At 75.6% G+C, this 25,156-nt stretch carries 18 protein-coding genes and 1 pseudogene; 8 read left to right on the top strand and 11 right to left on the bottom strand.

What is annotated here, in order from left to right; all coding sequences use genetic code 11:
• Positions 1-4: 4 nt before the first annotated feature.
• Complete coding sequence (locus MID12_RS29555; protein WP_040255159.1) at positions 5-433, bottom strand: roadblock/LC7 domain-containing protein; 429 nt, start codon at positions 431-433, stop codon at positions 5-7.
• A complete protein-coding gene (locus tag MID12_RS29550; RefSeq protein WP_263172061.1) occupies positions 430-3,165 on the bottom strand; it encodes a nitrate- and nitrite sensing domain-containing protein in 2,736 nt (911 codons plus the stop codon). The genes MID12_RS29555 and MID12_RS29550 overlap by 4 nt, the downstream gene beginning before the upstream one ends.
• A 420-nt stretch (positions 3,166-3,585) precedes the next feature.
• On the opposite strand from MID12_RS29550, the gene MID12_RS29545 reads away from it, so the two are divergent.
• Positions 3,586-4,071 (top strand): hypothetical protein, encoded by a 486-nt coding sequence (locus tag MID12_RS29545; RefSeq protein ID WP_263172059.1) that lies wholly within the window; start codon positions 3,586-3,588, stop codon positions 4,069-4,071.
• 321 nt (positions 4,072-4,392) lie between these two features.
• Here MID12_RS29545 and MID12_RS29540 read toward each other — a convergent pair whose 3' ends face one another.
• From MID12_RS29540 to MID12_RS29520, 5 genes are all read right to left on the bottom strand, one after another.
• Entirely contained in the window at positions 4,393-9,033 is a 4,641-nt protein-coding gene (locus MID12_RS29540) for a hypothetical protein (protein ID WP_263172057.1), read from the bottom strand.
• 112 nt (positions 9,034-9,145) lie between these two features.
• Positions 9,146-10,027: a hypothetical protein gene (locus MID12_RS29535; protein WP_263172055.1), complete on the bottom strand. Its 882-nt coding sequence runs from the start codon at positions 10,025-10,027 to the stop codon at positions 9,146-9,148.
• Complete coding sequence (locus tag MID12_RS29530) at positions 10,024-10,191, bottom strand: hypothetical protein (RefSeq protein WP_263172053.1); 168 nt, start codon at positions 10,189-10,191, stop codon at positions 10,024-10,026. Before MID12_RS29530 ends, MID12_RS29535 begins: the two co-directional genes overlap by 4 nt.
• Positions 10,188-11,705, bottom strand: a complete 1,518-nt coding sequence (locus MID12_RS29525; RefSeq protein WP_040255152.1) for a hypothetical protein — start codon at positions 11,703-11,705, stop codon at positions 10,188-10,190. The genes MID12_RS29530 and MID12_RS29525 overlap by 4 nt, the downstream gene beginning before the upstream one ends.
• Positions 11,706-11,857: 152 nt before the next feature.
• Positions 11,858-12,580 carry a GntR family transcriptional regulator gene (locus MID12_RS29520; protein ID WP_263172051.1) on the bottom strand — a complete coding sequence of 241 codons (723 nt, stop codon included), beginning with the start codon at positions 12,578-12,580 and terminating at the stop codon, positions 11,858-11,860.
• Between the two features lie 236 nt (positions 12,581-12,816).
• On the opposite strand from MID12_RS29520, the gene MID12_RS29515 reads away from it, so the two are divergent.
• The 5 genes from MID12_RS29515 to MID12_RS29495 are packed head-to-tail and all read left to right on the top strand — an operon-like array spanning position 12,817 to position 17,218.
• Positions 12,817-14,136, top strand: coding sequence for an MFS transporter (locus MID12_RS29515; protein WP_040255151.1), 1,320 nt, complete (start codon positions 12,817-12,819; stop codon positions 14,134-14,136).
• Entirely contained in the window at positions 14,133-14,942 is an 810-nt protein-coding gene (locus tag MID12_RS29510) for a putative hydro-lyase (RefSeq protein WP_263172049.1), read from the top strand. The genes MID12_RS29515 and MID12_RS29510 overlap by 4 nt, the downstream gene beginning before the upstream one ends.
• Positions 14,943-14,964: 22 nt before the next feature.
• The gene (locus MID12_RS29505) at positions 14,965-15,723 is read left to right on the top strand and encodes a LamB/YcsF family protein (protein ID WP_263173529.1); all 759 of its coding nucleotides are present in this window, start codon (positions 14,965-14,967) and stop codon (positions 15,721-15,723) included.
• Entirely contained in the window at positions 15,720-16,352 is a 633-nt protein-coding gene (locus MID12_RS29500; RefSeq protein ID WP_040255150.1) for a 5-oxoprolinase subunit B family protein, read from the top strand. The genes MID12_RS29505 and MID12_RS29500 overlap by 4 nt, the downstream gene beginning before the upstream one ends.
• Positions 16,349-17,218 carry a biotin-dependent carboxyltransferase family protein gene (locus tag MID12_RS29495; protein WP_040255149.1) on the top strand — a complete coding sequence of 290 codons (870 nt, stop codon included), beginning with the start codon at positions 16,349-16,351 and terminating at the stop codon, positions 17,216-17,218. Before MID12_RS29500 ends, MID12_RS29495 begins: the two co-directional genes overlap by 4 nt.
• Positions 17,219-18,003: 785 nt before the next feature.
• On the opposite strand, the pseudogene MID12_RS29490 reads toward MID12_RS29495, so the two are convergent.
• The 4 genes and pseudogenes from MID12_RS29490 to MID12_RS29475 form a co-directional block, all read right to left on the bottom strand.
• Positions 18,004-19,131 (bottom strand): annotated as a pseudogene (locus tag MID12_RS29490) (glycosyltransferase); the annotation flags it as partial.
• Positions 19,128-20,252 (bottom strand): glycosyltransferase family 4 protein, encoded by a 1,125-nt coding sequence (locus tag MID12_RS29485; protein ID WP_263172048.1) that lies wholly within the window; start codon positions 20,250-20,252, stop codon positions 19,128-19,130. The gene MID12_RS29485 and the pseudogene MID12_RS29490, both read right to left, overlap by 4 nt.
• Before the next feature lie 321 nt (positions 20,253-20,573).
• Positions 20,574-21,992 (bottom strand): hypothetical protein, encoded by a 1,419-nt coding sequence (locus MID12_RS29480; RefSeq protein ID WP_040255147.1) that lies wholly within the window; start codon positions 21,990-21,992, stop codon positions 20,574-20,576.
• Between the two features lie 300 nt (positions 21,993-22,292).
• The gene (locus MID12_RS29475; protein WP_263173526.1) at positions 22,293-22,631 is read right to left on the bottom strand and encodes an ankyrin repeat domain-containing protein; all 339 of its coding nucleotides are present in this window, start codon (positions 22,629-22,631) and stop codon (positions 22,293-22,295) included.
• A 446-nt stretch (positions 22,632-23,077) separates the two neighbouring features.
• Here MID12_RS29475 and MID12_RS29470 point away from each other — a divergent pair, with 446 nt between their 5' ends.
• Together MID12_RS29470 and MID12_RS29465 are read left to right on the top strand one after the other, a co-directional pair.
• Complete coding sequence (locus MID12_RS29470; protein ID WP_263172045.1) at positions 23,078-23,272, top strand: hypothetical protein; 195 nt, start codon at positions 23,078-23,080, stop codon at positions 23,270-23,272.
• 67 nt (positions 23,273-23,339) lie between these two features.
• On the top strand, positions 23,340-25,112 hold the full coding sequence (locus MID12_RS29465; RefSeq protein ID WP_263172043.1) for a hypothetical protein: 1,773 nt from the start codon (positions 23,340-23,342) through the stop codon (positions 25,110-25,112).
• Positions 25,113-25,156: the final 44 nt, after the last annotated feature.

The raw sequence follows: 25,156 nt of genomic DNA, 5'->3' as shown, positions 1-25,156 counted from the left end.
CCGCTTACCCGCCCGAGCGGGGCGCGGTACCCAGGTGTACGCCCACTCTCTTGACCAGGAGGGTCATCTCGTAGGCCACCTGGCCGACATCGGAGCTCGCGTCGGAGAGCACGGCGAGGCAGCTGCCGTCGCCCGCCGCCGTCACGAAGAGGAAGGCGTCGTCGAGTTCGACCACGGTCTGGCGGACGCTGCCCGCCTCGAAGTGGCGGCCGACGCCCTTGGCGAGGCTGTGGAAGCCGGAGGCGACGGCGGCGAGGTGCTCGCTGTCCTCCCGGGTCAGGTCCTGGGAGACGCCGGTGGGCAGGCCGTCACCGGACAGCACGAGCGCCTTGCGGATGCTGGCCACCCGCTGCACCAGGTCGTCGAGCAGCCAGTTCAGCTCCCCGGAGCCTCCTGGTGCCGGCAGGTGCCCGGCGGCGTTCGGTGTGGTCATCGACCGTCCCCCTCAGGTGTCGTTCGCGGTCCAGTGTCCTCGGTGGCGCCCTGGTCGGCGGTGTTCTCGTCGCGGCCGCGCTGCCAGCCCCGCTGCAGGGAGGCCATCCGGCTGCGTACTTCGTCGGCGTCCCGGTCGGTGCCGTCCTGCTGCGGCGCGGGCGGCGCGCCCTGCCGGTCGGTGCGGCGGGCGGGGCCGTCCTTCAGCTGCGGCGCCAGATTGGCCTGGCGCACCCGCTTCGGCAGTCCGCCGGGCCCGGCCAGGGGCGCGGCGGGCGGTACGGGGCCCTCGGCCGCGGGCGGTCCGGAGCGGTAGGCCTCGCCGGCCTGCCGGATGCTGCTCTCCCGCGGTGCCGCCGGGGGCTGGGGTGCGCCGCCACCCGATGCTGCGGGTCCGCGCTGCTCCGGGGCCCTGCCGCGGGCGGGCGGCTGTTCGCCCGGGGGCTCCTCGACGGGGCGGCCGTGCGAGCTGACCAGCTTGGGCGCGGTGCGCTTGGGCAGCGGGCGCAGTGCCTCGGGCTGCTCCTGGCCGGTCGGCCGGGTCTCCTCGCCGCGGGCGTCGCGGGCCTGCTGGTGCTGCTCGGGCGGCAGCGGGGCGACCGGGCGCCGGGGGCGGAAGAGCCCGCCGCGCTCGCTGTCCTCGTCGAGGAGCGCGCCCGGGAACTCGGCGATGTCGTCGGTGCCCACGGGCGCCTCCAACTCGGTCGGCCCGTCCAGGACGATGGGCCTGCCACCGCCGGTGCCGCCGGGGAACGTGAGTGCGTTGTCGCGTGCGGACTGCCCGGCGGACTGCGCGGGGACGCGTACGCCGCCGGTGTCCTCCTCGCGGCCCTCGGGGTCCTGGGCCTCGGTGAGCAGGGCGTCCGGGATGAAGACGACCGCGGTGGTGCCGCCGTACGGCGAGGGCTGCAGGGAGACGCGGACGTTCTGGCGCTGGGCGAGGCGGCTGACCACGAACAGGCCGAGCCGGTCGGTGTCGGACAGCTCGAACTCGGGGGTCTCCGCCAGCCGCAGGTTGGCGTCCAGCAGGGCGTCGGCGGCCATGCCGAGTCCCCGGTCGTGGATCTCCAGGGTGAAGCCGTTGGCCACCCGGTCGCCGTGCACCTGCACCGTGGTGTGCGGGGGCGAGAACACCGTGGCGTTCTCCAGGAGTTCGGCGATGAGGTGGGTGATGTCGGCGACGGCCGGGCCGGTGACGGCCATCCGGGGCAGCCGCCGGACCTCGATGCGCTCGTAGTCCTCGACCTCGGCGACCGCGGCGCGGACCACGTCCATCAGCCGCACCGGCTTGCGCCACTGCCGGGAGGGCGCCGCGCCGGAGAGGATGACCAGGCCCTCCGCGTGCCGGCGCATGCGGGTGGTGAGGTGGTCGAGGCGGAAGAGGTCGGCGAGTTCGTCGGTGTCCTCGGTCCTGCGCTCCATGGTGTCGAGCAGGGTGAGCTGCCGGTGCAGCAGGACCTGGCTGCGGCGGGCGAGGTTGACGAAGACCTCGGAGACGCCCTGGCGCAGCTCGGCCTGCTTGACCGCGGCCTCCACGGCCGCCCGCTGCAGGGAGTTGAGCGCCTGGCCGACCTGCCCGATCTCGTCCTTCGGGTAGTCGAGCTGCGGCGCCTCGGTCTCCACGTCCACGCGTTCACCGGCGGCGAGTCGGCGCATCACGGCGGGCAGCCGGACACCCGAGGACTCGTGCGCGTCCTGCCGCAGCCGGCGCAGGTCGCGGACCAGGGCGCGGCCGATGCGTACCGACATGAAGAGCGAGAAGACGACCGCGAGCAGTCCGAGCACACCGGCGATCACCGCCTGGGTGATGACCCGGGAGGTGGCCGGGCCCAGGCTGTCGTCGAAGTGGTAGTAGGTCCTGATGCCCTCTTCGAGCATCCGGTCCAGGGCCTTGTCGGCGGTGGCGTCCCAGCGGTCGCTGGTGATCGCGCGCGGGGTGCCGGGCGAGGAGTCGCTGACCGCCTGCTCCGCGCTGCGCAGCGCGGAGGTCTCGCCGCCGCGCCAGAACTGCTCGTACGGGGCGGCCTGGTCGTCGGGCAGCAGCGGGAGGTTGACCTGGTAGAGGAGTTCGCGCTGCGCGACCAGGTCGGAGACCTTGCGGATCTCCTGGCGGTCCAGGTGGCGGGCGACGAGCGCCGAGCCGAGCAGGGCGTCCTCCTGGGCGAAGAGCTCGCGGGCCACCGAGACGCCGACCAGGGCGCGCCCCTTCTTGTCCACCTCGGCGTTGTCGAGGTGGGCGAGGCTGTCGAGCAGTTCGTGGCAGGAGGTGATCAGTTCGCTGTACTGGTCGAGCACGGTGGAGCGGGTGGCGGAGCCGTCGGCGACGGTGGCGCGCAGCGAGGGGATCTCCTGGAAGGAGTCCAGGACCTCGTCGAGGCTGCGGCGGGACTCGGTGCTGATGTCGTCGCGGACGTCGGAGCCGTCCACGGCGCGCTGCAGGGCGTCGATGGTCCGGTCGGTGGCGGCGCGGGTGGCCTTGAGCTTCTTCTGGGCGCCGGAGGCTCGCGGGTCGGCCAGGTAGACCATGGTCTGGCGGCGCTCCTGCTGGAGCACGACGACGTTGTTCTGGACCGGGAGGCCCACCTTGTTCAGGACGTCGTTGATACCGACGAGCTGCCGGGCCTCCTGCCAGGTGATGACGGTGGCGAAGGCCCAGATCGCGGTGAGGAAGAGCAGGGGCACAAGCAGCAACGCCACGATCTTCCGGCGGATCGACTTCCCGCGAAAGCCCATGGCCTCCCCTTGAAAGGCGCCCGCCGCGGTGGGGGCGCTTTGTGGTCAACGCGTGTGGTCAGGAAACGGCGCGAGCCTACTACTGACGGGGGAACATCTCGAAGGGATGTCCGGAGGCCTTCACTCCGCCTGCACGCCACCTCGTCCGCAGTTGTCCGCTCATTGGGGGAGATCACCTACCGCACCATGGCGGATCAACTCCCAAACCATCCGGCCGGGCGCAACGGTGAATTGACCTGAATCTTGCGCTCGGTGGGAATCTTCTGCGCGTCTGGATCGTCCTTGGTTACGGCGACACGGTGCGAAAATGACTCACTTGGGCAGAGTGGTGGACGTCCGGCTTGAGACAGCGCGAACCGGGCAGCCACGTGGTAACCGGAATGACAGCATCCGGAACGGCCGGTGGGGAGTGACGGGTTGATGAGCACAGCAGAGCGGCACCGGGAAGCGGCCTCACCGGCGGCCTTCGACGGGCGGTACGCACGGGCCGGGGAGTACACGGGGGACGCGGAAGCGGGCCGCCCGCTGTGGGCCGACGACCCGGTGGGGCGCCGCCGGATGCCCGACGCGGTCCGCAACGCCGCGGTGCGGGCGGTGCTGATCGTGGCCCTGACCCTGGTCCAGGCCGTGATCGCCTTCTTCTGCACCCTCGCCGGATCCTGGCTCGCCTTCCCGATGGTGCTCAGCAGCGTCGGCAGTACGGTCGTCGCCACCTGGGGCGTCCTGGACGTCTGGGTCACCCGGCAGGTGTGGAACCAGCGCAACGGCGTGGTCTCCGCCCCGAACAGCACGGCCCGCCAGCGGCGCCGGGAGCGCCGCAGAGCGCGCCGGGAGGCACGGGCGGCCGAGCGCTCGGCGGGCGGCTCACCACGGCGCGGCGGTACCGGGCAGCTCTCGCACCCCTGAGCGGCGGGTCCGCGCCCCCGCCGTCGGGATCCGGACGAATGACGGCGACCGGCCCCGGCACGCCTCCCGGCGCACTTCGGCCATCACCGGACGCGCCGGAGCCGCCGTCCCCCTTCGCACCGCGGGCGCGACTGCCCGTGGGGGCGCTTGACCGCGGGCCAACCGTCCGCGCGTCAACTGCCCGTGCGTGAACCGCTCCTGGGTGGCCCCGGCGTCAACCGCCCGCGGGGCGCGCGTCCGTGCGTCCGTGCGACGACCGCCCGTACGTCGACTGCCCATGGGCCGACCGCCCGTACGTCGACGGTCTCGGCCACCCGCAGGTCAACCGCCCGCGGGCCGCCGGTACATCCGCGTCGCGGTGATCTCCCCGTGCACGGTCTCCCCCGCCGACTGCTGCGGCAGCCCGGGCCGCAGATGCTCCTCGACCCGGATGTACTTCAGCCCCGCGCGCAGGTCCGCGTCGTTGCGCAGCCGGATCACCAGCGGGAACTCGGCCAGCGCCGTGGTGTCGAACAGGCCCGTGGTGTACAGCAGTTGCACCCCGAGCGCGTCCGCGACCGCCCGCTGCAACTCCAGGAGGTACGTGGCGTTGGCCCGCCCGATCGGGTTGTCCAGGAAGAGGGTGCCCGCGTGCCGGTGCCGGTCGCGGCCCCGGTCGTTGGAGCGCAGCGCGGCCATCGTGCAGTAGAGGGCGATGGCGGCGGTGAGCAGCTGGCCGCCGGAGAAGACATCGCCCATCTGCCCGACCGGTACGCGTTCGGCGCGCAGCACGGCGTCCGGCTTGAGGATCTCGACGGAGACCCCCCGCGGTTCCAGCGCGGCGCGCACCCCGCGCAGCAGCAGCGACATCCCGTCCCGGCGCAGATCGGAGTTCTTGCGCACGGCGGCCCTGGTCGCCTCGTCGATGACCTCGCCGAGGCGTTCGGTCAGGGTGGCCTGGTCGGGCTCCTCGAAGCGGATGCGCAGGAACTCCTGGCCGGACCACTCGCCGAGGCCCTCGGGCAGCCGGGAAAGCCGCTGCGCCGAGCGGAGCGTGGCGAGCGCCGACTCCACCAGCCCGCGCAGCCGGTCCACGATGCTGTCCCGGTTGCGCTCCAGCTGCTCCAGTTCGTCGGTGAGCACCCGCAGCCGGGGTGCGAAGGCCTCGGCCCACTTCGCGGCGTGCTCCGGCAGCGCGGCGGCGGGCAGTTCGCGGATCTGCTGCCGGGCCGGGGTGCGCACCTGCTCGTAGCGGGTGGAGTTGGCGTGCCGGACCAGGATGTCGGAGGCCTCGCGGACGGCGGACTCGGCGGCGGAGAGGTCGGTGGCGCAGCCGCGCAGCGAACGGCGGGCCTCGGCCGCGGCGCGCCGGGCCTCCTCCAGGGTGCCGCCGAAGGCCTCGGGCGCGCTCTCGCCCTCGGCCTCCTGGCCCTCCCCCGGGTCCCGCAGCAGGTCGCGCAGGAGGGCCCCGGTCTCCTCGAAGCCGCCGACCGCCTCCTGGGCGCCGCGGTGCTCGTGGAGCAGGGCGGTGTGCGCCTCGCGGGCCAGCTCCAATGCCTCGGTGTCCGCGGCGAGTTCGGCGGTCGCGGCCCGCAGCAGGGACTGCGCCTGCTCGGTGTCGGCGGGGACCCGGTCCTCGGGGAGTTCGGTGTGCGCGCCCCCGGCCTCGGGGGCCTGCCGCTCGGCCTCGCCGCGCAGCCTGCCGAGTTGCTCGCTCGCGGCGGAGGCCCGGGTCTCCAGGAGCTGGACGTGTTCCTCGGCGCGGGCGGCGGCCGCCTGCCGGGACGGCCCGTCGGCGCCGTCGGGCGACTGGAGCAACTGCCCGGCCCGGGTACGGACCTTGTTGCTGAGGCGTTCCAGCTCCGCGAGGGCGGCGCTGTCGTCGCTCTCGGCGCGGGCCTGCTCGGCGCGCAGATCGGCGCCGACGCCGACCTTCTCGTAGAGCTGGGAGGCGGCGCGGTGGGCCTCGCGCAGCGCGGGCAGGGCGACGGCCGGGCGGTCGGGGTCCGGGGCGGCGGGCTCGGGCAGGTCGTCGGGGACACCGGCGATCTCGGCGCGCTCGGCACGCAGGGTGCGGGCGGTGCGGCGGGAGTCGTCGGCGGCCCGCTGGGCGGCGCGGCGGTCCTCGTCGGCGGCCCTGGCCCGTTCCAGGAGGCGCCGGGCCCGCTCCTCCGACTCGGCGGCCTCGTCGGCGAGTTCGCGCAGCCGCACCTGCCAGCCGGCGCGCTCCCGGAGCCGGAAGGCGAGCCCGGCCAGCGCGTCGGCGGCGCGGCGGGCGCGCTGGGCCGCCTCCTGGCGCACCTCGCGCTCGCGGGCGGCCTCGGCCGCGGCTTCCTCGGCCTCGGCGCGCACCGGCCGGGTCTCGTCCAGGGCGCTCTGGCTCTCCTCGGCGAACTCCCGGGCGCCCTCGGCCGCTTCGGCGAGTTCGGCGAGCCGGCCCTCGGGGCAGCCCGCGCGCCAGGAGGCGAGGCGGGCGGCGAGGTCGCGGTCGAGGGCGAGGCGTCCGGCCAGCGCCCGGATCTCCTCGTCGCGGCGGGTGGCGCGCCCGCGCAGGGCCTGCCGTTCCTCGTCGGCGGCGCTCTCGTCGTGCATCGCCGGGTTCGGCGCGACGAGGAACACCTCCGGCGACTCCCCGGGCCGGGCGGGGGCGAGCAGCGCGGCGGCGGTGCCGACCGCCACCGTGGAGCGGGGCAGCAGGGCCGCCTCGGCGAGCGCCTCGCGGGCCCGGGCGTGGGTGGCCGGGTCGGTGATGACGACGCCGTCGACGAGTTCGGGCCGGGCGGCGAGCACCCGCCCGTGGTCGGCGGGGTCGACGGACTGGGCGAGGTAGCGCCAGCCGGGCAGCGCCGGGATGCCGTGCTCGCCGAGGAACTCGACGGTGGCGAGGACGTCCGGCCCCGGCGGCAGCAGCCCGCCGTCGCCGAGCGCGGCGAGGATACGGGCGTCGTCGGCCGCGGCGGTGCGCAGGTCGAAGAGCTGGCGTTCGGCCGCGGCGATCCCGGAGGCGAAGAGGGTGCGCAGCTCCTCGGCGCAGCGGTCCAGGGCCTCGGCGTCGAGCGGCTGCGGGACGGGACCCTGCGCGGGCTCCCCGGCGTCGCCCCCGGTGCGCGGTCCGGGCACGGCGGCGCGGGCGGGCGCCCCCGGCAGCCCGAGGAGTTCGGCGAGCCGCTCCTCGCCCGCGAGGGACTCGGCGGTACGCAGCTGGGTCTCGTACGCGGCCCGGGCGGCGCGGTCGGCGTCGGCGGCGCGGGCGGCGGTCAGCTCGGCGCGGCTCTCCTCGGCGGCGGCCTCCTTGGCGCGCTCCGCGGACTGCCGGGCGGCCTCGCGTGCGGTGTCCCAGGCGGCGACGGCGTCCTTCTCGGCGTCGCTGGCGGCGAGCGCGGCGCGCGCCGGGTCGGCGTCCGGGGCGAGCCCGTCCAGCCACCCGGCCCGTACCGCCTCGGCGGTCTCCTGCTCGACCTCGTCCAGGCGCTGGCGCAGATGCCCGGACTCGCTGCGGGCGCGCTGGGCCTCGGTGGCGGCGGCGGTCGCCTCCCGGTGGGCGCTCTCCCCCTCGGCTTGGAGCGCGGCCGAGCGCTCCTCGCCCTCGGCGGCGAGCTGTTCGGCCTCCTCGGCGGCGGCGTGCAGGGCGCGTACCAGCTCGGCGGCGGCCGAGGCGCGGGCGGCGAGGGCGGGTGCCGCGTCGCGTTCGGCCTCCTGGATCGCGGCGGCGACCCGGGCGGAGCGGTCCGCGGCGGCGCGGTGCCGGAGCACGACCTCGGCGGCCTGCCAGGCGGCGTGCAGGGTACGGGCCTCGGCCAGCTCCCGCTTCTGGGCGGCGGCCTTCTTCTCGGCACCGGCGAGGGCCAGGCTGGCGTGCCGGTAGGCGAGTTCGGCGGCGATCAGCGAGCTGCGGCCGCGGGCCCGCTCGGCCTCGGTGACCTGCTGGGCGGCGTCGGTGACCTGCCCGGCCAGAGCGGCGGTACGGGCGCGTTCCCGGGCGGCGCGGGCGCCGAGGCGCCGGGCGAGCTGGCGGGTGCGGCGCTCGGCGCCCGCGTGGATCTCGCGGGTACGGGCCCGGGTCCCGGCGGCCTCGACGATCCGGCCGAGGAGTTCCACCGAGCCCGCGGTGAAGTCGCGTTCGGCGATCAGCTCGGCGCGGCGGCCGAGCTTGTGCGCGAAGCCGCCGACCAGGTCGGCGAGTCCGTCGGTGTCCCGGGTGTCGGTGACCGCGCGCAGCAGCAGGTCGGTGAAGTCGGAGTCCTTCTTCACCGCGAAGAGCCCGGCGGCCTCGCCCTCGTCGGCGTTCATCTCGCGCTGGTAGCGGAAGAGTTCGGGGTCGAGCCCGAGGTCGGAGAGGTGTTCGGTCCAGCGCTCGTGGATCTCCTCCCAGTGGATCTCCAGATGCGGGTAGGCCTTGCCCGCCTCGGTGAGCGCGTCCCGGAAGCCCTTCATGGTGCGCCGCCTGCCGCGCGCCCCGGAGGCGCCCTCGGCCGGGGCGGGCACGGTGGTGGCCTCGGCGACCGGCAGGCTGTCCAGGCTGAGCCCGGGTCCGGGCCGGAAGGAGTACCAGGCCTCGGCGAATTTGCGGGGGTCGCCGGAGACCTGGCGGCCGCGCCACTCGCTGGTCTTGCCGACCACCACGCACTCGCCGGTCAGGGTGTGCTGCCACTCCAGGGCGACATGCCCGCAGTCCTCGGCGAGCAGGAATTTGCGCAGCACCCCGGAGCTGGCGCCGCCGAGGGTGTTGCGGTGGCCCGGCAGCATCACCGAGAAGATCAGCTTGAGCAGGACGGACTTGCCGCCGCCGTTCTCCAGGAAGAGCACCCCGGCGGGGGCGGGCCTGCGCGGCGGCCCGGTCGGCTCCTCCTCGAAGAACTCGGCCTGGGTGGGCGCGGGTTCGGGGACCGGCTCGCCGACCGAGCGCAGGTCGAGCACGGTGTCGGCGTAGCGGGCGCCTGCCGGTCCGATCGAGTAGAGGCGGATCCGGGACAGCTCGTACATGGCAGCGGACTCTCGTGGTGAAGGGGCCGGGCCGGTCCGGGGTGGCCGGGGCCTGGCTGGTCGGAGGGGCAGGAGGGTGGCGGGTCAGGGGGCGGAGCGGTGGGGCGGACGGTCAGGAGTGGAAGGGCAGTCCGGCGTCGGCGGCCAGTTCCTGGTCCTCCTCCGCCGCGGGCAGCAGGCTGGCGGTGCCGTCGGTGACGGGCACCACGCCGAGTTCGAGGAGTTCGGCCATGGCCGCGCCGCCCGCCATGTCCCGGACCTGGAGCTGGTAGCGCGCCGTGGTGCGGAAGGTGCCGCCCGCCTCGTCCCCGGTGCGCTGGAGGAACCCGGACTCGGTGAGGAAGGCGACCGCCTTGGCGATGATGCCGGTGGTCGAACCGGCCGGCCGCCGCGCGTCCTTGGTGGCCCCGGTGGCGCTGCGCCGCGACCAGACCCGCCAGGCGGCCTCGAGGCCGGGGGCGTCGGAGGCGGGGTCGGTGTTCTCGCCCTGCTCCTCGGCGCGTTCCTGGAGGCGCAGGCAGGCCTGGCGTACGAAGGCGTCCACGCCGTTGACGCTGACCCGGCCGATGTAGCCGTCGTCGGCGAGGTCCTCGGGCCGCGGGAAGGACATCGCGGCGACCGCGAGATGGGCGAGTCCGTGCAGGAAGCGGTCGGTGGAGTCGGCGGCGGTGCGCCGGGAGTAGTCGCCCATGCGGACCGCGAAGACGGAGTCCTCGGCGGCGGCCACGGCCATTCCGGCGCGCGGGGAGACCTCCAGGACCACCAGGCCGAGGCCGGTGGCGACCGCGTCGGCGAGGCGGGCGAAGGGCGGGTCCTCGCGGTAGCGCCGGAGCAGGTCGGTGTACTCCCGCTCGCGGGCGGGCTGGAGCCGCGGCTGGAGACCGAAGGAGACGAGCCGGGCCGCGTCGGCGGCGTCGGCGGGGGTGAGCGCCGCCGGGGTCCCCGGCGGCGCCGCGCTCTCGCTCCACGCGGGCTGCTCTGCGTGGTCGCTCACCACTGCTTCTCCTTGCTGCGGCGGACCGCGGTGATACGGGGGCCGGGGGCACGGCCGGTGGTACGGGGGCCGAGGACGGGCCCGGTGGCGGGGTGCGGGCGCCCGCCCGGGCCGGGCCGGGCGGGCGTACGTCCCGAAGTGCGGTGCGGCGGGCGGGTGTTCACGCGGCCTCCGTGCGGTCGGCGGCCATCCCGGCGGCGTCCAGGAGCGCGGTGCCGACGATCAGGTCCGCGCCGCCGAACTCCTCGTCCTCCAGCGGGGTCCCGTCGTCCACGGCGAAGAGCAGCTTCTGCTCGCCCTGCCGGTAGGCGGTGCCGACGGCGGGGCTGGCGGCGTGCACCGCGAGCAGGGCGACCAGATAGGGCAGTTCGGTGTCGCCGCCGGAGCGGCGCCGCGCCTCGGCGAGCAGTCCGCTCAGCCGCCGCGGGGCGTCGGCGGGCAGGTCGAGCAGCTCGGCGGCCTCGGCGAGCTGCTCCTCGCTGAAGCGGCTGTCGTCCGGGGTGGCGATCAGATCGGGCTCGGGCATCTCGGCGCCGAGGTGCTCGCGCTCCTGGGGCGGGGTGAGCAGGGTCTCGACGAGGTCGCCGATCCGTACGCTGTGCGGGCTGCGCAGTCCGGTGCCGCGGGCGAAGAAGACATCGCTCACCCGGCTCGCCCGCTCCACCGGCAGCGGGAGCAGCGGGGCGAGCAGCTGCCCGTACAGATCGAGCCCGGAGCGGGCGGCGGGGGCCGCGAAGGCCTGCCGGTCCTGCTCGGCGCGGAAGAGCGGTCCGGCCTCCAGGAGCCGGGACTGGAGCTGGGTGTGGCGGCGGATGCAGTCCTTGACGATGTCGACCAGCTCGGCGGCGCGGCGCTTCTGGTCGGGTTCCTCGGACTCGTCGCGGGCCTTGCGGATGTTGGTGAGGATCGCGTTCTCGTGGCGGTACCGGTCGGCGACATGGTCGAGGGCCTCGGCGATCATGTCGGGCACGGTGGTGAGCCAGTCGACCGCGCGGACGTTGCGCCGGGTGGCCTCCAGGGCGCGGCGCAGGGTCTCCGCGTACTGCACGGTGCGGTACCGGGCCTGCTCGGCGGCGAGTTGGGCGTCCGCGAGCCTGCCCCGGCTGATCAGCACCTCCAGCTTGACCTCGGCGGCGATCTGGGCGCTGGTGACGTCCGTGTCCAGGGCGCCGACCAGGACGTTGACCGCCTCGTCGGTGGTGCGCAGGTAGACGCTGCCGCCGGTGCCGGGGACCTCCTCGACGAGTTTGAAGTCGTAGTCGCGGCGGACGTAGGAGCCGTCGGGGGCGAAGGTGCCGTAGACGGCTCGGAAGCCGCGGTCCACGCTGCCGACGTTGATCAGGTTCTCCAGGACCCACTGGGCCACCCGCTGGTGCTCGGCGGCGGGGCGGCCCGGGGCCTGGGCGGCGACCCGGGGCAGCAGTCTGGCCACTATCTGGTCGTGGTCGGCGCCGGTGTCGAAGTCCATGTTGAGGGTGACCAGGTCGATGGCGGCGAGCGCCACCTCGGCCATCGCGTACCCCGAGTACTCCCCGGCGAGGTTCGCCTTGCGGGCGTCCAGGTCGTGCAGCGGGGCGGTGCAGGCGAGCGCGCGCAGCCGCCGGGCGAGCCCCTCGTCGGCGGCGGGGCCGGGGGCGGGCCGTGCGGCGGCGGAGTCCGTGCGGGCGGGCGAAGTCACGGTGGACAGCGTAGGTCCTCGGTCCGACAACAGCCGAAACGACGCAGCTGGGAGGGGGCGCGGGGCGGTCGGCGCAGGGGTGCGGGTCTGCTCTTCGCGTACGGGTGCGGAGGAGCCGTCGCGTACGTGCGCGGGCCCGGGCTCCGCGGGGTTCAGGCCCCGCCCGGCTCCGTGGCCGCCACCCGCTGCCCGTAGACGTCGAGCAGTTCGCGCAGCGAGTCGTCGAGGTAGGCGACGAGCAGTTCCTCGGCCTGCCGGATCTCCCCGGCCTCGAGGACCTTGAGGAGGTGGGCGTTGCGGGCGAGGTAGGGCTCGTGCAGGCGCCGGGGGTCGGCCACCACATGGAAGGCCAGGCGCAGTTCGGCCAGGACGCCGCGCATCAGTTCGTCGGTGCGCTCGCTGCCCGCGAGGGCGACGAGTTCGCGGTGGAAGTGGATGTTCGCGGTGGAGACCGCGCTCCAGCGGCCGGCGTGCGCGGCCCGCCGCCCCTCGAGGACGGTCTCTGCCACCGTGTGCAGCGGGCGGGGGCGCTCGCCGAGGGAGCGGACGACCGCGCACTCGACCAACTGCCGGGTGCGGTAGATGTCCTGGACGTCGGCGGTGCTGAGCATCCGGACGAACACCCCGCGGTTCAGCCGGTGTTCGAGCAGCCGCTCGTGGGTGAGCAGCCGGAAGGCCTCGCGCAGGGTGTTGCGGGAGACGCCGAGGGCGCCGCCGATGCTGTCCTCGGAGAGCCGGGTGCCGGGCGTGAAGTATCCCTCGCTGATACGGGACTTGAGGATGTCGGCGACCCGCTCCGCGGTGCTGGTGCGGCCGAGCAGGGCGCGGTCGCCCGCCAGTTCCGGCAGACCGGCCGGGCCGTCCGTCGCCCTCACGGTTCCTCGCTCTCCGGTGGCCGCCCCGCGTCCGCTCGCCCTCGTACGGCGGCCGCTCGCCACGCATCGGAATTCTGCACCGGGACGAGAGAACAAGACAACAGGGGTATTGAGGGATCGTTCAACGATCCTCTAGCTTGTCGGCGGGGGAACGGAGCAACCGGCACGGGGCAGCGGGCCTCCCGCCCGCGAGTCCGGCTGCTCGCACCACACCCGTCCGAGACCACGAGGTGCCCATGAGCACAACCCCGCCACCCGGCCCGACGACCACGAAGAACGCCTCACGGCAGCAGACCCCCGCGGAAGAGGGCGGCGCCCTCGGCTGGTTCCGCGACCTCGGACCGCGCGGGCAGCGCGCCTTCGGGGGCGCTTTCGGCGGCTATGCCCTGGATTCCTACGACTACTTCACGCTGCCGCTGAGCATGGTCGCGCTCTCCGCCTACTTCAGCCTGGACAGCGGGCAGACCGGGCTGTTCACCACGGTCACCCTGGTCGTCTCCGCGGTGGGCGGCGCCGTCGCGGGCGTCCTGGCCGACCGCATCGGCCGGGTGCGGGCCCTGCTGCTCACCGTCATCACCTACGCCGTCTTCACGGTGGCCTGCGGTTTCGCCCCCAACTACGAGACCCTCCTGGTCTTCCGCGCGCTCCAGGGGCTCGGCTTCGGCGGCGAGTGGGCGGTGGGCGCCATCCTGGTCGCCGAGTACTCCTCGCCCCGGCACCGGGGCCGCGCGCTCGGCGCCGTGCAGAGCGCCTGGGCGGTCGGCTGGGCGCTGGCCGCGCTCGTCTACACCCTGGTCTTCGCCTTCCTCGACGGCGATCTGGCCTGGCGGGTGATGTTCTGGACCGGGGCCCTGCCCGCGCTGCTCGTCCTGTGGGTGCGGCGCAGCGTGCACGACGCCCCCGAGGCGGAGGCCCGGCGCAAGGAGAACGTCCGCCCCGGCTCCTTCCTGGCGATCTTCCGCCCCGGTGCGGCGGGGCGGCCGGGGCTGCTGCGCACCACCCTCTTCGCGGTGCTCCTGTCGACCGGTGTGCAGGGCGGCTACTACACCCTGGCCACCTGGCTGCCGACCTACCTCAAGAACGAGCGGGAGCTGTCGGTGGTCGGCACCGGCGGCTATCTGACCTTCCTCATCTCCGGCGCCTTCCTCGGCTATCTCACCGGCGGCTACCTCACCGACGTCCTCGGCCGCAAACGCAATATCGCCCTCTTCGCCTTCCTCTCCGCGGTCAGCGTGCTGGCGTACACCAACGTCCCCGAGGGCGCCAACACCCTGCTCCTGATCCTCGGATTCCCGCTCGGCTTCTGCATGTCGGCCATCTTCAGCGGCTTCGGCTCCTTCCTCAGCGAGCTGTACCCGACCGAGGTACGGGGCGCGGGCCAGGGCTTCACCTACAACTCGGGCCGGGCGGTGGGCGCCGTCTTCCCGACCCTGGTCGGCTTCCTCGCCGACAGCTGGGGCGTGGGCGGCGCGCTCGTCTTCGGCGCGGTGGGCTACGGACTCGCCGCCCTCGCCCTGCTCGGACTGCCCGAGACCCGCGGAAGGGAACTCCTGTGAGCCGCCCGCGCGTTCACCCCACCGGGCCGCCGGCCGCGCTCGGTCCCGCCGAGGCGCGGCTGCGCTTCCGCTCCGGCCTCGCCGGACCGACCGCGGGCTGGGCCCCGGGCCACACCCAGGCCAATCTGATCGCGGTGCCCGCCGACTGGGCCTACGAGATGCTGCTGTTCTGCCAGCGCAACCCGGGCCCCTGCCCGCTGCTCGACGTCACCGACCCGGGTTCCTGGACCACCGTGCTCGCGCCGGACGCCGATCTGCGGACCGACCTGCCCGGCTACCGGGTCTGGGAGCACGGCGAACTCGTCGGCGAGCCGGACCAGGTGCGCGACCTGTGGCGCGCGGACCTGGTCGCCTTCCTCATCGGCTGCAGCTTCACCTTCGAGTCCGCGCTGAGCGCCGCCGGGGTGCCGATGCGCCACGTCGAACAGGGCCGCAACGTACCGATGTACGTGACCGACCGCCCCTGCCGCCCGGCGGGCAGGCTGCACGGGCCGATGGTGGTCTCGATGCGGCCGATCCCGCCGCGGCACCTGCCGGCGGCGATCCGCGAGACGGCCGTGATGCCCGCGGTGCACGGTGCCCCGGTGCACTGCGGCGACCCGTCCGTCCTCGGCATCGACGACCTCGGGGCCCCGGACTTCGGGGAGGCGGTGGACCCGCACCCCGGCGACATCCCCGTCTTCTGGGCCTGCGGCGTCACCCCGCAGGCCGTACTGACCGCCTCCCGGCCGCCGTTCGCGCTCACCCACGCGCCGGGGCAGATGTTCCTCACCGACGCCCGCGACGAGCAGTACCGCGTCGCCTGAGAAGGAGGCCGCCTCCATGCCCCTGACCGCCATCGACCTCAACGCCGACCTCGGCGAGGGCTTCGGCCGCTGGCACCTGACCGAGGACGAGGCGCTGCTCACCGTGGTGACCAGCGCCAACATCGCCTGCGGCTTCCACGCGGGCGACGCCGCCACCATGCGGCGGGTCTGCGCGCTCGCCGCCGAGCGGGGCGTACGCATCGGCGCCCAGGTCTCCTACCGCGACCTGGCGGGCTTCGGGCGCCGCGCCATGGACGTGCCCGGGCCCGAGCTGACCGCCGAAGTCGCCTACCAGATAGGCGCCTTGGAGGTCTTCGCCCGGGCCGCGGGCAGCCGGGTCGCCTATGTGAAGCCACACGGCGCGCTCTACAACCGGGTGGTGCGCGACGAGGAGCAGGCGGCCGCGGTGGTCGACGGGATCCTCCTGGCGGGCGGCGCGCTGCCGGTCCTCGGGCTGCCCGGCTCACGGCTCCTGGAGTACGCGGCGAAGGCGGGCCTGCGCGCGGTGCCGGAGGCCTTCGCCGACCGGGCGTACACCGAGGAGGGCACCCTCGTCCCGCGCGGCATCGAGGGCGCCGTGGTCACCGCCGCCGAGGAGGTGCTCGCCCGCTCCGTCGGTCTCGCGCGGGACGGCCGGGTCACCGCGCTCGGGGGCCGTGAAGTGACGGTGGCGGCGCGGTCCCTGTGCCTGCACGGGGACACCGAGGGCGCCGTGGAGCTGGCCCGGCGGGTGCGGCGGGGCCTGGAGTCGGCGGGCCTGCGGGTGGAGGCCTTCGTATGAGATGCCTCCCGGCCGGTGCGCACGCCCTCCTGGTCGAGCTGGACGACGGGGAGCAGGCGGCCGCCCTGCACGCCGAACTCCTGCGCCGCCGCACCGCGGGCGAGCTGCGCGCCACCGAGATCGTGCCCGCCGCCCGCACCGTCCTGCTCGACGGCCTCGACGACCCGGCCGCGCTCGCCGCCCGGCTGCCCGAATGGCGACTGCCCCCGGTGGCGGCCGTGGACGGCGCGCTCACCGAGATCCCGGTGCGCTACGACGGACCCGACCTGGCCGAGGTCGCCGCGCACTGGGGCCTCACCCCGCGGGCCGCGGCACTGCTGCACGCGGAGACCGTCTTCCGCGTCGCCTTCTGCGGCTTCGCCCCCGGCTTCGGCTATCTCACCGGCCTGCCCGAGCGGTACGCGGTGCCGCGCCGCCCCGATCCGCGCACCGCCGTCCCGGCCGGGGCGGTGGGCCTCGCGGGCCCGTACACCGGCGTCTACCCGCGCTCCTCCCCCGGCGGCTGGCAGTTGATCGGTACGGCGGAGTGCGTGCTGTGGGACGCGCAGCGCTCCCCGGCCGCGCTGCTCGCCCCGGGCATGCGGGTCCGCTTCGTCCCCCGGTACCTGCCGCCCGGGGAGGAGCGATGAGCGACCGCGCGCTCTCGGTGGTCCGGGCGGGCGCGCTCACCACCGTGCAGGACCGGGGCCGCGCCGGGCACGCCCACCTCGGGGTGCCGCGCTCCGGCGCCCTGGACGCCCCGGCCGCCGCGCTGGCCAACCGGCTGGTCGGCAACCCGGCCGGGGCCGCCGTCCTGGAGACCACCCTCGACGGCTGCGCGCTCCGGCCGCGCGGGACGGTGCTCGCCGCGGTCACCGGCGCGCCCTGCCCGGTACGGGTGGACGGCAGGCCGGTGGCCTGGGGCGCCCCGGTGCGGGTGCCCGCGGGCGCGGTGCTCGAACTCGGCCGGGTGACTGCGGGGGTGCGCAGCTATGTCGCCTTCGCGGGCGGCGTCGCGGTGGATCCGGTGCTGGGCAGCCGCTCGACCGATCTGCTCTCCGGTCTCGGCCCGGCGCCGCTGACCGAGGGCGCCGTACTGCCCCTCGGCCCGGCCGGGACCGCGCCCCCGCCGAGCGGATACGCGGCACAGCCCGCGCCGCCCGCCGAACTCCTCCTGCGGGCGAGGCCGGGACCGCGCGCCGACTGGTTCACCCCGGCCGCGCTCGCCCTCCTCGGACGCGCCCGCTACCGGGTCTCGGCGGCGAGCAACCGCATCGGCCTGCGCACCGAGGGCCCCCCGCTCCAGCGGGCCCTGACCGGCGAACTCCCCAGCGAGGGGCTGGTCCTGGGCGCGGTGCAGGTGCCACCGGACGGCAGACCCGTGGTCTTCCTGGCCGACCACCCCACCACCGGCGGCTACCCGGTGGCCGCCGTCGTCGCCCCCGCGGACCTGGCCGCGGCGGCCCAGGCGGTGCCGGGGACTCCGGTGCGCTTCCTGCTGGCGGAGGGTGCGTGAACTCCCGCTGTCCACTGGGGAGTTCGCGTGGTTCGGGTGGGGCCGGGGGCTCGCTCGCCCATGGAGCGGGCGGGTCCTCGGGGCCCCGTCACTCATGAAACCTGGCGGTTCCCCGGGTCCCGGTCGCCCACGAACCGGCCGAGCCTCGCGGCCCGGTGGGCCGTCCACCTGCGGGTCCGGCGGCCCGCTCGCCCGAGGACCTGGCGGGTCCGGGGCCCGCTCACCGATGAACCGGGCGGCCCTGTCACACTTTCGCGCCGCGATCCGTCAGTGCAGTGCAGGACCGCGGTTCCGCCGCCCAATCCCCCGGGGCGGCGGGACCGCATCTGTGCGTCCCGGGCGCCACCGGGGTACGCACGGCCGGGCGAGGCGGGCGACGGAGAAGGCCCTCCTCGCTCCGCGCCGCTCCCCTTCCACCCGGGCTGCCCGGACCACCCGTCCCGGACGTCGCCGCCCGCCGCCCTGACAGTTGCCGCACTGGATCCTGAACTGCCCTATCCGGCAGCGGAGTCGGGCACGGGCAGAGCCGAGTCGGCCGCAGGCAGCACGGCGTCCGGCACCGGCACCGGCACCGGCACCGGCAGGGCGGAGTCGGACGCGGATCGGGCGGAGGCAATCGCAGGCAGGGCGGCGTCCAGCACCGGCAGTGCCGAGTCGGCCGCAGACACAGCGGATTCCGGCACCGGCGGAGCCGAATCGGTCGCAGGCCGAGGGGAGTCGGCCGCCCCCGCGGTGGACACCGCCCCCACCCGGACCGCCCCCGCGGTGGACACCGTCCCCACCCGGACCGCCGCCTCGTGGGCGCGCAGGAAGCCCTCGACCGCCGCCGGCCAGCCGAAGCAGGCGGCACGGGCCCGCGCCGCCTGTCTGCGCGCGGGCTCCGGGCGGCGGAGGAGTTCCCGTACCGCCGCGGCGAAGGCCTCGCCGTGGTCGGCGGCGGTGGTGCCCGCCGGGCCGAGGACCTCGCCGAGCGCGGAGGAGGCGCTGGCCACCACCGGGGTGCCGCAGGCCAGCGCCTCCAGGGCGGCGAGGCCGAAGGTCTCGGCGGGCCCGGGCGCCAGGCAGAGGTCCGCGGTGGCCTGGAGGGCGCCGAGCCGGGCGCGGTCCTCGACGTGCCCGAGGAAGGTGACCGGCAGCCGCTGCTCGGCCGCGCGCTGGGCCAGCCGCCCGCGCAGCGGACCGTCCCCGGCGACCACCAGGACCACCCGCTCCCCGCGGGCCCGCAGACCGGCCACGGTCTCCAGGGCGGTCCAGGGCCGCTTCTCCACCGAGAGGCGCGCGCACATGGCGAGCAGGAGCTCCCCGTCCGGGGCGAGGCGGGCGCGCAGGGCGGGGTCCGCGAGACCGGGGTGCCGGTCGGCGAGGTCGACCCCGAGCGGCGCCCGTACGACATTGCGCGCGCCGATCCGCAGGAACTCCCGCTCGGCCCACTCGGTCGTACACACCACCCGCGAATAGGCCCTGGCGGTACGGAGGTTGAGGAAGTCCGCGGTACGGCGGGCGCCCTCCTCGCCGAGGCCCCAGGTGCGCAGCACGCCGTGCGCGGTCTCGTGGGAGACCATCAGGGCCGGGACCCGGGCGCGGCGGGCCCACTCGCCGGTCCAGCGCAGGGTGGTGCGGTCGGAGACCTCCAGGCGGTCGGGGGCCAGCTCGGCGAGCAGCCGCCGCAGCCGGGACCGGTCGAGCAGGACCCGGTAGCCGCCGGTGCCCGGGAGCACCGGTCCCGGCAGGGTGATCACGCGGCCCTGGCCGGTGTGCCGGTCCGAGGCGCGCTCGCCGGGCACGATCAGGACCGGTTCGTGGCCCGCGGCGAGGTAGCCCGCGCCGAGTGCGCGCAGTGCGGTGCGCAGTCCGCCGGAGGCGGGGGCGACGAAGTTCGCGATCCTGACAATGCGCAGGGGGCCGCCGCTCATGCCGCCACCGCCGTGCGCTCGCGCAGGACCTCGCCGTAGTGGCCGAGGAGTTCGTCGCCGACGGCGGCCCAGGTGCGCCCCTCGACGGCGGCCCGGCCCGCGGCGCCCTGCCGGGCCCGCAGCGCCGGGTCGGCGGCGAGCAGGGCCACCGCCTCCTTGAGCGCCCCGGGATCCCTGGGCGGGACGAGGAAGCCGGTGCGGCCGTGGTCGACCAGGTCGAGCGGGCCGCCCGCGGCGGGGGCCACCACCGGGAGGCCGCTGGCCATCGCCTCCTGCACGGTCTGGCAGAAGGTCTCGAAGGGGCCGGTGTGCGCGAAGACGTCCAGGGAGGCGAAGATCCGGGCCAGTTCGGTGCCGGTGCGGCGGCCGAGGAAGAGCGCGCCCGGCAGCGCGGACCGAAGCCCCGGCCCGCTCGGCCCGTCGCCGACCACGACGACCTTCACCCCGGGCAGCGCGCAGACCCCGCCGAGGAGTTCGACGTGCTTCTCGGCGGCCAGGCGGCCCACGTACCCGACGAGGAGTTCGCCGCCCGGGGCGAGCGTCCGGCGCAGGGACTCCTCGCGACGCCCGGGGGTGAAGCGCTCGGTGTCCACCCCGCGGGCCCAGAGGCGGACCCGGGGGACGCCGTGCGCCTCCAGGTCGCGCAGCGAGACCGTGGAGGGGGCCAGGGTGCGGTCGGCGGCGGCGTGGACATTGCGGATCCGCCGCCAGGCGGCGGCCTCCCCGGTGCTGAGGTAGGTACGGGCGTAGCCCGCGAGGTCGGTCTGGTAGACGGCGACGGCGGGGATCCGCAGCCGCCGGGCGGCGGCCATCCCGCGCACCCCGAGGACGAAGGGGCTGGCGAGGTGGACCAGGTCGGCGCGGTGCGCGGTCAGGGTCGCGGCGAGGCGGCGGCTGGGGAGCGCCACCCGGACCTGCGGATAGCCGGGCAGCGGCAGGGAGGGGACGCGGACGACGGGGCAGGGGGCGTCCGCGTCGGCTCCCGCACCGGCGGCGGTGGCCGGGGCGAGGACGAGGGGGTCATGACCGCGCGCGAGGAGGTGCCGGGCGGTCTGCAGGGCGCAGTGGGCAACGCCGTTCACATCGGGGGGAAAGGATTCGGTCACGATGACGACACGCATACCGGTGTTGTCCTCGTACCGGACGTGGCCCCGACGACGCGGGCCTTTCGCCCCGGAGAACGTCCCGTGAGCGTTCGGCCTCGCGGCAGCCGCGCGGGGCGTCCGGTGGGGGGTCGCGGCGGGCGGGGCCCGGTGCCGGGGGCCGGTGCCGGGGGCCGGGGGCCGCCGGTCGGCGGTCGGCGGTCGGCGGTCGGCGGTCGGGGCCGAAGTCCCTCGGCGGGGCCGTCGTCCGGTGGCGTGGCGAAGTCCCCTGGCGGGGTGAACTCCCGTGGCAGGGGCGGGAGTTCTGCGTCCGCCGCCGGGCCCGTCCCCCGTGGCCGGTCAGCCCGTCGCCACGTCCGGCCCGATGCGGCTGCGTACCGCCGTCTGCACCTCGGCCTCTTCCGCGGGATCGGCCGCGAGGCGCCGGAGCTGGTCGACGACGCGGGCGTCCGCGGTCTCCGCGTGCCGGGCCGCGACCTCGCGGGTGGACTCCTCGCAGTCCCACAGGCACTCCACCGCGAAGGAGGCGGGGAAGCCCGGGTCGGTCACCGCGAGCGCGCGGGCCGCGCCGCCGCGCAGATGGGAGGAGGCCGTCTCCCGGTAGATGTGCCGCAGTACGGGGGCGGCGCAGGCGATGCCGAGCCGTCCCACCCCGTCGACCAGCGGCCACAGCGCGGGGGCGTCGGGCCCCTCGGCGCGGACGGCCTCCCGCAGGGCGCCGAGGACGAGGGGTCCGTCGGCGGCCGTGCCGCGGCAGGCGAGCAACCGGCCCGCGGCGGCGCCGAGTTCGTCGGTGCGCGGGGCCCAGCGCCTGGCCTGGGCGAGGGCGGCCGGGTTGCGCATGCGTTCGAAGGCGTCGACGGCGGCCTCGGTGACGGAGTGCGGGCCGGTCGCCGCGGCGGCCTCGACCAGGGCGAAGACCTGCGGGTCCTGGCTGTCGGCGAGATAGCGCAGGGCGGCGCAGCGGGCGCCCTCCTCGCCCTCGCGGGCGGCGGCGACGATCTGCGGCCGGTCCTCGGCGGCGGCGACGGCGGCCAGGCAGCGCGCGGCCGGCACCTGCCGGGCGGCGCCGAGGGCCACACCCTCCTGGGCCCAGTCCAGTACGGCCTGGACGCTCCAGTCGGGGCGCGGGCCCGCGGGCCGCAGCTGGCGTTGCCAGCGGTCGAAGGAGCCCTGCTCCTGGGCCGCGCGCACCCGGGCGCCCACCTCGGGGCGCGGATCCTCGGCCCACAGCCGCCACGGCCGGGGTTCGAAGGACTCGCGTACGGCGGTGGCGAGTGCGCGCTCTCCCTCGGCCGAGGCCGGGAACCTGGCGAGGATGCGGGGGGCGAGGGCGGCGAGCGCCGCGTCGTCGTCGCGCAGGGCGAGTTCGTCGAGGGCCCAGGCCCAGTTGCTGCCGTGGGCGGCGTACCGGCGCAGCAGCAGCAGCGCGTCCCGCCGCTCGTAGGAGGCGAGATGGCCGAGCACGGAGAGTGCGAGGCCGGTGCGGCTGTCCTCGGTGTCGAGGGTGTCCTCGACGTCGAAGAGGTGCCGCTCGATCTGGTCGAGTCCGCCGTTCAGGTCGAGGTAGAGCCGCGCGTAGTACAGCGAGCGGTTCTCCAGCTGCCAGTCGTGGCGGGGGTCGCGCAGCACACACTGGTCGAGCGCCGCGAGAGCTTCGGGGCGGGGGGCGGTGAGCGCGTGCAGCGTGCCGTCGCCGCGGCCCCGCTGGAGCAGGCCGAGCAGCGTGCCGCTGGGCGCTATGACCGTTTCGAACATGGGAACAGCCTCACATCGAGAGTCGACGCAACCGGGGACCGTGCACTACCTGGCTGCGTGACAACACGTCGGGGTGCCCGTCGTCTCGTGCTTGCTGAAGACCATGTTCCTCTGCCTCTCGTCGATGGCCCGCGGGGGGCCGCTCACGGGCCGCGCGGTGCGGGACCACCTGCCCCGCTGTCACGTCCGTGAATCACGACGTCATGATGGCCCAGGGCTTCTCGCCACCGCGACCAGATTTCCCACGCCTTGGCGACATCTCCTCGCCATCGGCCGTTTCCCCAGGTCAGGGCGGGTGCCTCAAGCGGCGCCGAAAAGTGTGAGCAGCTCCTGCTTGCCGAACATCCGGGCCGTGTCGACCGCGGACGGAATCCCGGACTCCGGATTCGCCCCGCCTTCGAGGAGGGCTTCGATCACCTCGTACTCGCCCTTGAACACGGCCCCGGCGAGCGGGGTCTGCCCCCGGTCGTTGGCGCGGTCCGCGTCGGCGCCGCGCTGGAGCAGGGCGCGCACCGCGGGGGCGTGGCCGTGGTAGGCGGCGAGCATCAGGAGGGAGTCGCCGCGGTCGTTGGTGAGGTCCACCGGAACCCCTGCGTCCACATAGGCGCCGAGGCCCTCCGCGTCACCGCCGCGCGCCATGTCGAAGACCCGCCCGGCCAGCTCCACCACCTCCGGATCGGGACCCGCGGCGGCCTCGGCAGCCTCGGGACCGGACGCTCCGGACCCCGGAATCTCAGGACCCGGGACCTCGGGATCGGGCGCTTGACCCATGGGGACACTCCGCCTCTCTGCCGCCCTGGACGGCTCTCGCACTTCGGACCGGACGCGCCGCAGCGGCCGTGATCCGGCCCCGTACGGGTGAATCGCCAGCGTACTGCGCGCGAGCCCCGCACCCCGGCGATCCGCGGGTCCGCACACCGTCCGCACGCGCGAATCCGCCCGTGACGCCCGGCCCGCCGGGCGGATGCCGGACGACCAGCGACCTTCGCCGGATTTCCACCCATTTGCAGCTTTAATCATATAGGCACATTCTGTGACCCTAGAAGCACTCATAGTGACCGTCCCCGCCAACCAGGAGAACTCTCATGATTCTGTCCATTTCGGGTGTGGTGCTCCTCGGAGTCATCGTCTTCGTCCTCTTCCGCAAGGACGGGCTCAAGGCCTCGCACGCCGTGGTCTGCGCGCTCTTCGGCTTCTACATCGCCGGTACCGCCCTCGCCCCCAGCATCGAGGCGGGCGGCGCGAGCCTCGCCAACATCCTCGGCGGGATCAAGTTCTGACCCTCCCGCACCCGTCCGGCTCCTTCCGCTCCTTCCGCTCCTTCCTCGGACCTTTCAGGAGACAGCCGTGGCCCGGCGCCCCCTCCCCCGCATCCTCAGCAACCCCCGCGCACAGGTGGCCCGCAGCCGGGAGCTGGCGCGGACGGCCGCCGACGGTGCCACCGATGTCCTCCACCCGCTCCTGACGATCAGCCGCGGACTGCGCCGACTCGCCGCGGCGGCTCGTACGAAATGGGCCGAGACCCCCAAGGACCGGCGCGGACCGCTGCTCTTCTTCGTCGCCGCCCTCGTCCTGACCGTCGCCCTCGTGCCGTACGGCCCGCTGCTCGCCCTCATCACCCTGATGGCCGCAGCGGGCTGGGCGGGCCGCGCACCGGGGGCCGCCGCCGAGCCCGAGGTCCCGCAGGAGGACCGCACCGAGCGGCTGCAGTCCCTCTACGACGCGCTCGTCCCGCACTTCTCGGTCCCCGAGGACCCGGATCCGCTCTACGCGCACGGCGGCGAGTGGTCGCGGGCCCTCGGCGACCACGACTTCGACGAGAACGGCCGGGTCAGCAGCCTGACCCTGCGCTACCCCGCCTACTTCCCGGACGGCGACCCGGAGGCGCGCGCCCGTATCGAGCAGCTCCTGCACGCCAAGGCGGGCCGGGGCCGCGAGTACCACTTCGACTGGGCGCAGGAGGCCAACATCCTCACGCTCACGGTGCTCGCGCCGCTGCCCACCGACATCGCCGCGCAGCGCTTCGTCACCGCGGCGGAGGAAGTGGTCCTCGGCTTCACCGACCCCGGCGCCGTCCGGCGCACCCTGCCGGTCAGCCGGGGCCGCGGCACCGAGGACCTCCCGCCGGTGGTCTGGCGCACCGGCGCCCGCTCCACCGAGCCGCATCTGCTCGCCGTGGGCCAGCCGGGCAGCGGCACCACGACCCTGCTGCGCTCGCTCGCCCTCCAGGCGCTCGAACACGGCGAGGTCCTGGTGATCGAGGGCAGCGGCAGCGGGGAGTACGCCTGCCTGAACGGGCGGCCGGGCGTCCTCGCCGTGGAGTGCGGGCTCACCGGTGCGCTCGCCGGGCTGGAATGGGCCGCCCGCGAGACCGAGCGCCGGCTGCTCGCCGCCAACCGCGCGCGCCAGGCGGGCCAGGCACCGCCGCCCGACTGCACCCGCCCGCTGTGGATCCTGCTCGACCGGCCCAGCGTGCTCGGGCACGTGGCCGCCGCGGACGGCAGGGGCGATCCCCAGTCGCTGCTCCAGGTCCCGCTGCGGCACGGCAGGGCGGCCCAGGTGACCGTGGTGGTCGCCGAGCAGTTCGACGGATTCGACGTGCTCGGCGAACCGGTGCTCCAGCACACCAGGGCCCGCGTCGTCCTCGGCCGCACCAACGAGGCCCAGACGCAACTGGTCCTCGGCCTCCCGCCGCACACCACCCCCACCGAGGAGATGCCCCCGGGCCGCGGCTACGCCCGCCTCGGCACCGGCCCGGTGCACCGCCTCCAGGTCCCGGTCACCCCCGACCCGTACGACGAGGCCACCAGCGAGACCCACCGGGCGGCGGTACGCGCCCTGCTGCCGGAGGCCGTTCCCGAGGCCGAGGCCGCCGCCGTTCCCAAGGCCCCCGCCGACACCGAAGCCGCCGAGGCCGAAGCCGCGGAACCACTGCCGGAGGCTCCACCCGGCGGCACGGCCACAGCGGAACCGGCACAGCCAGAGGAGACGGCACAGACGGCACGGACAGAGGAGACGGCGCAGACGGCGGACCGAGCAGGAGCAGCAGTACGGGACAAGGCTCCGGTCTCCCAGGCCTCCCGCGCACCCGTGCCCGTACTCGACGGCCCGGGGTCCTGAAGCCTCTACTCGGCCTCGCCGGGCGGCAGTTGACCTCCCTCGGC

Origin of the sequence: Streptomyces sp. SCSIO ZS0520, assembly GCF_025643355.1 — a bacterium.
In the GTDB taxonomy this organism is placed as follows: domain Bacteria; phylum Actinomycetota; class Actinomycetes; order Streptomycetales; family Streptomycetaceae; genus Streptomyces; species Streptomyces physcomitrii.
Note: the sequence above shows the minus strand (reverse complement) of the source record. Positions and strands in the feature narration are given on the sequence as shown.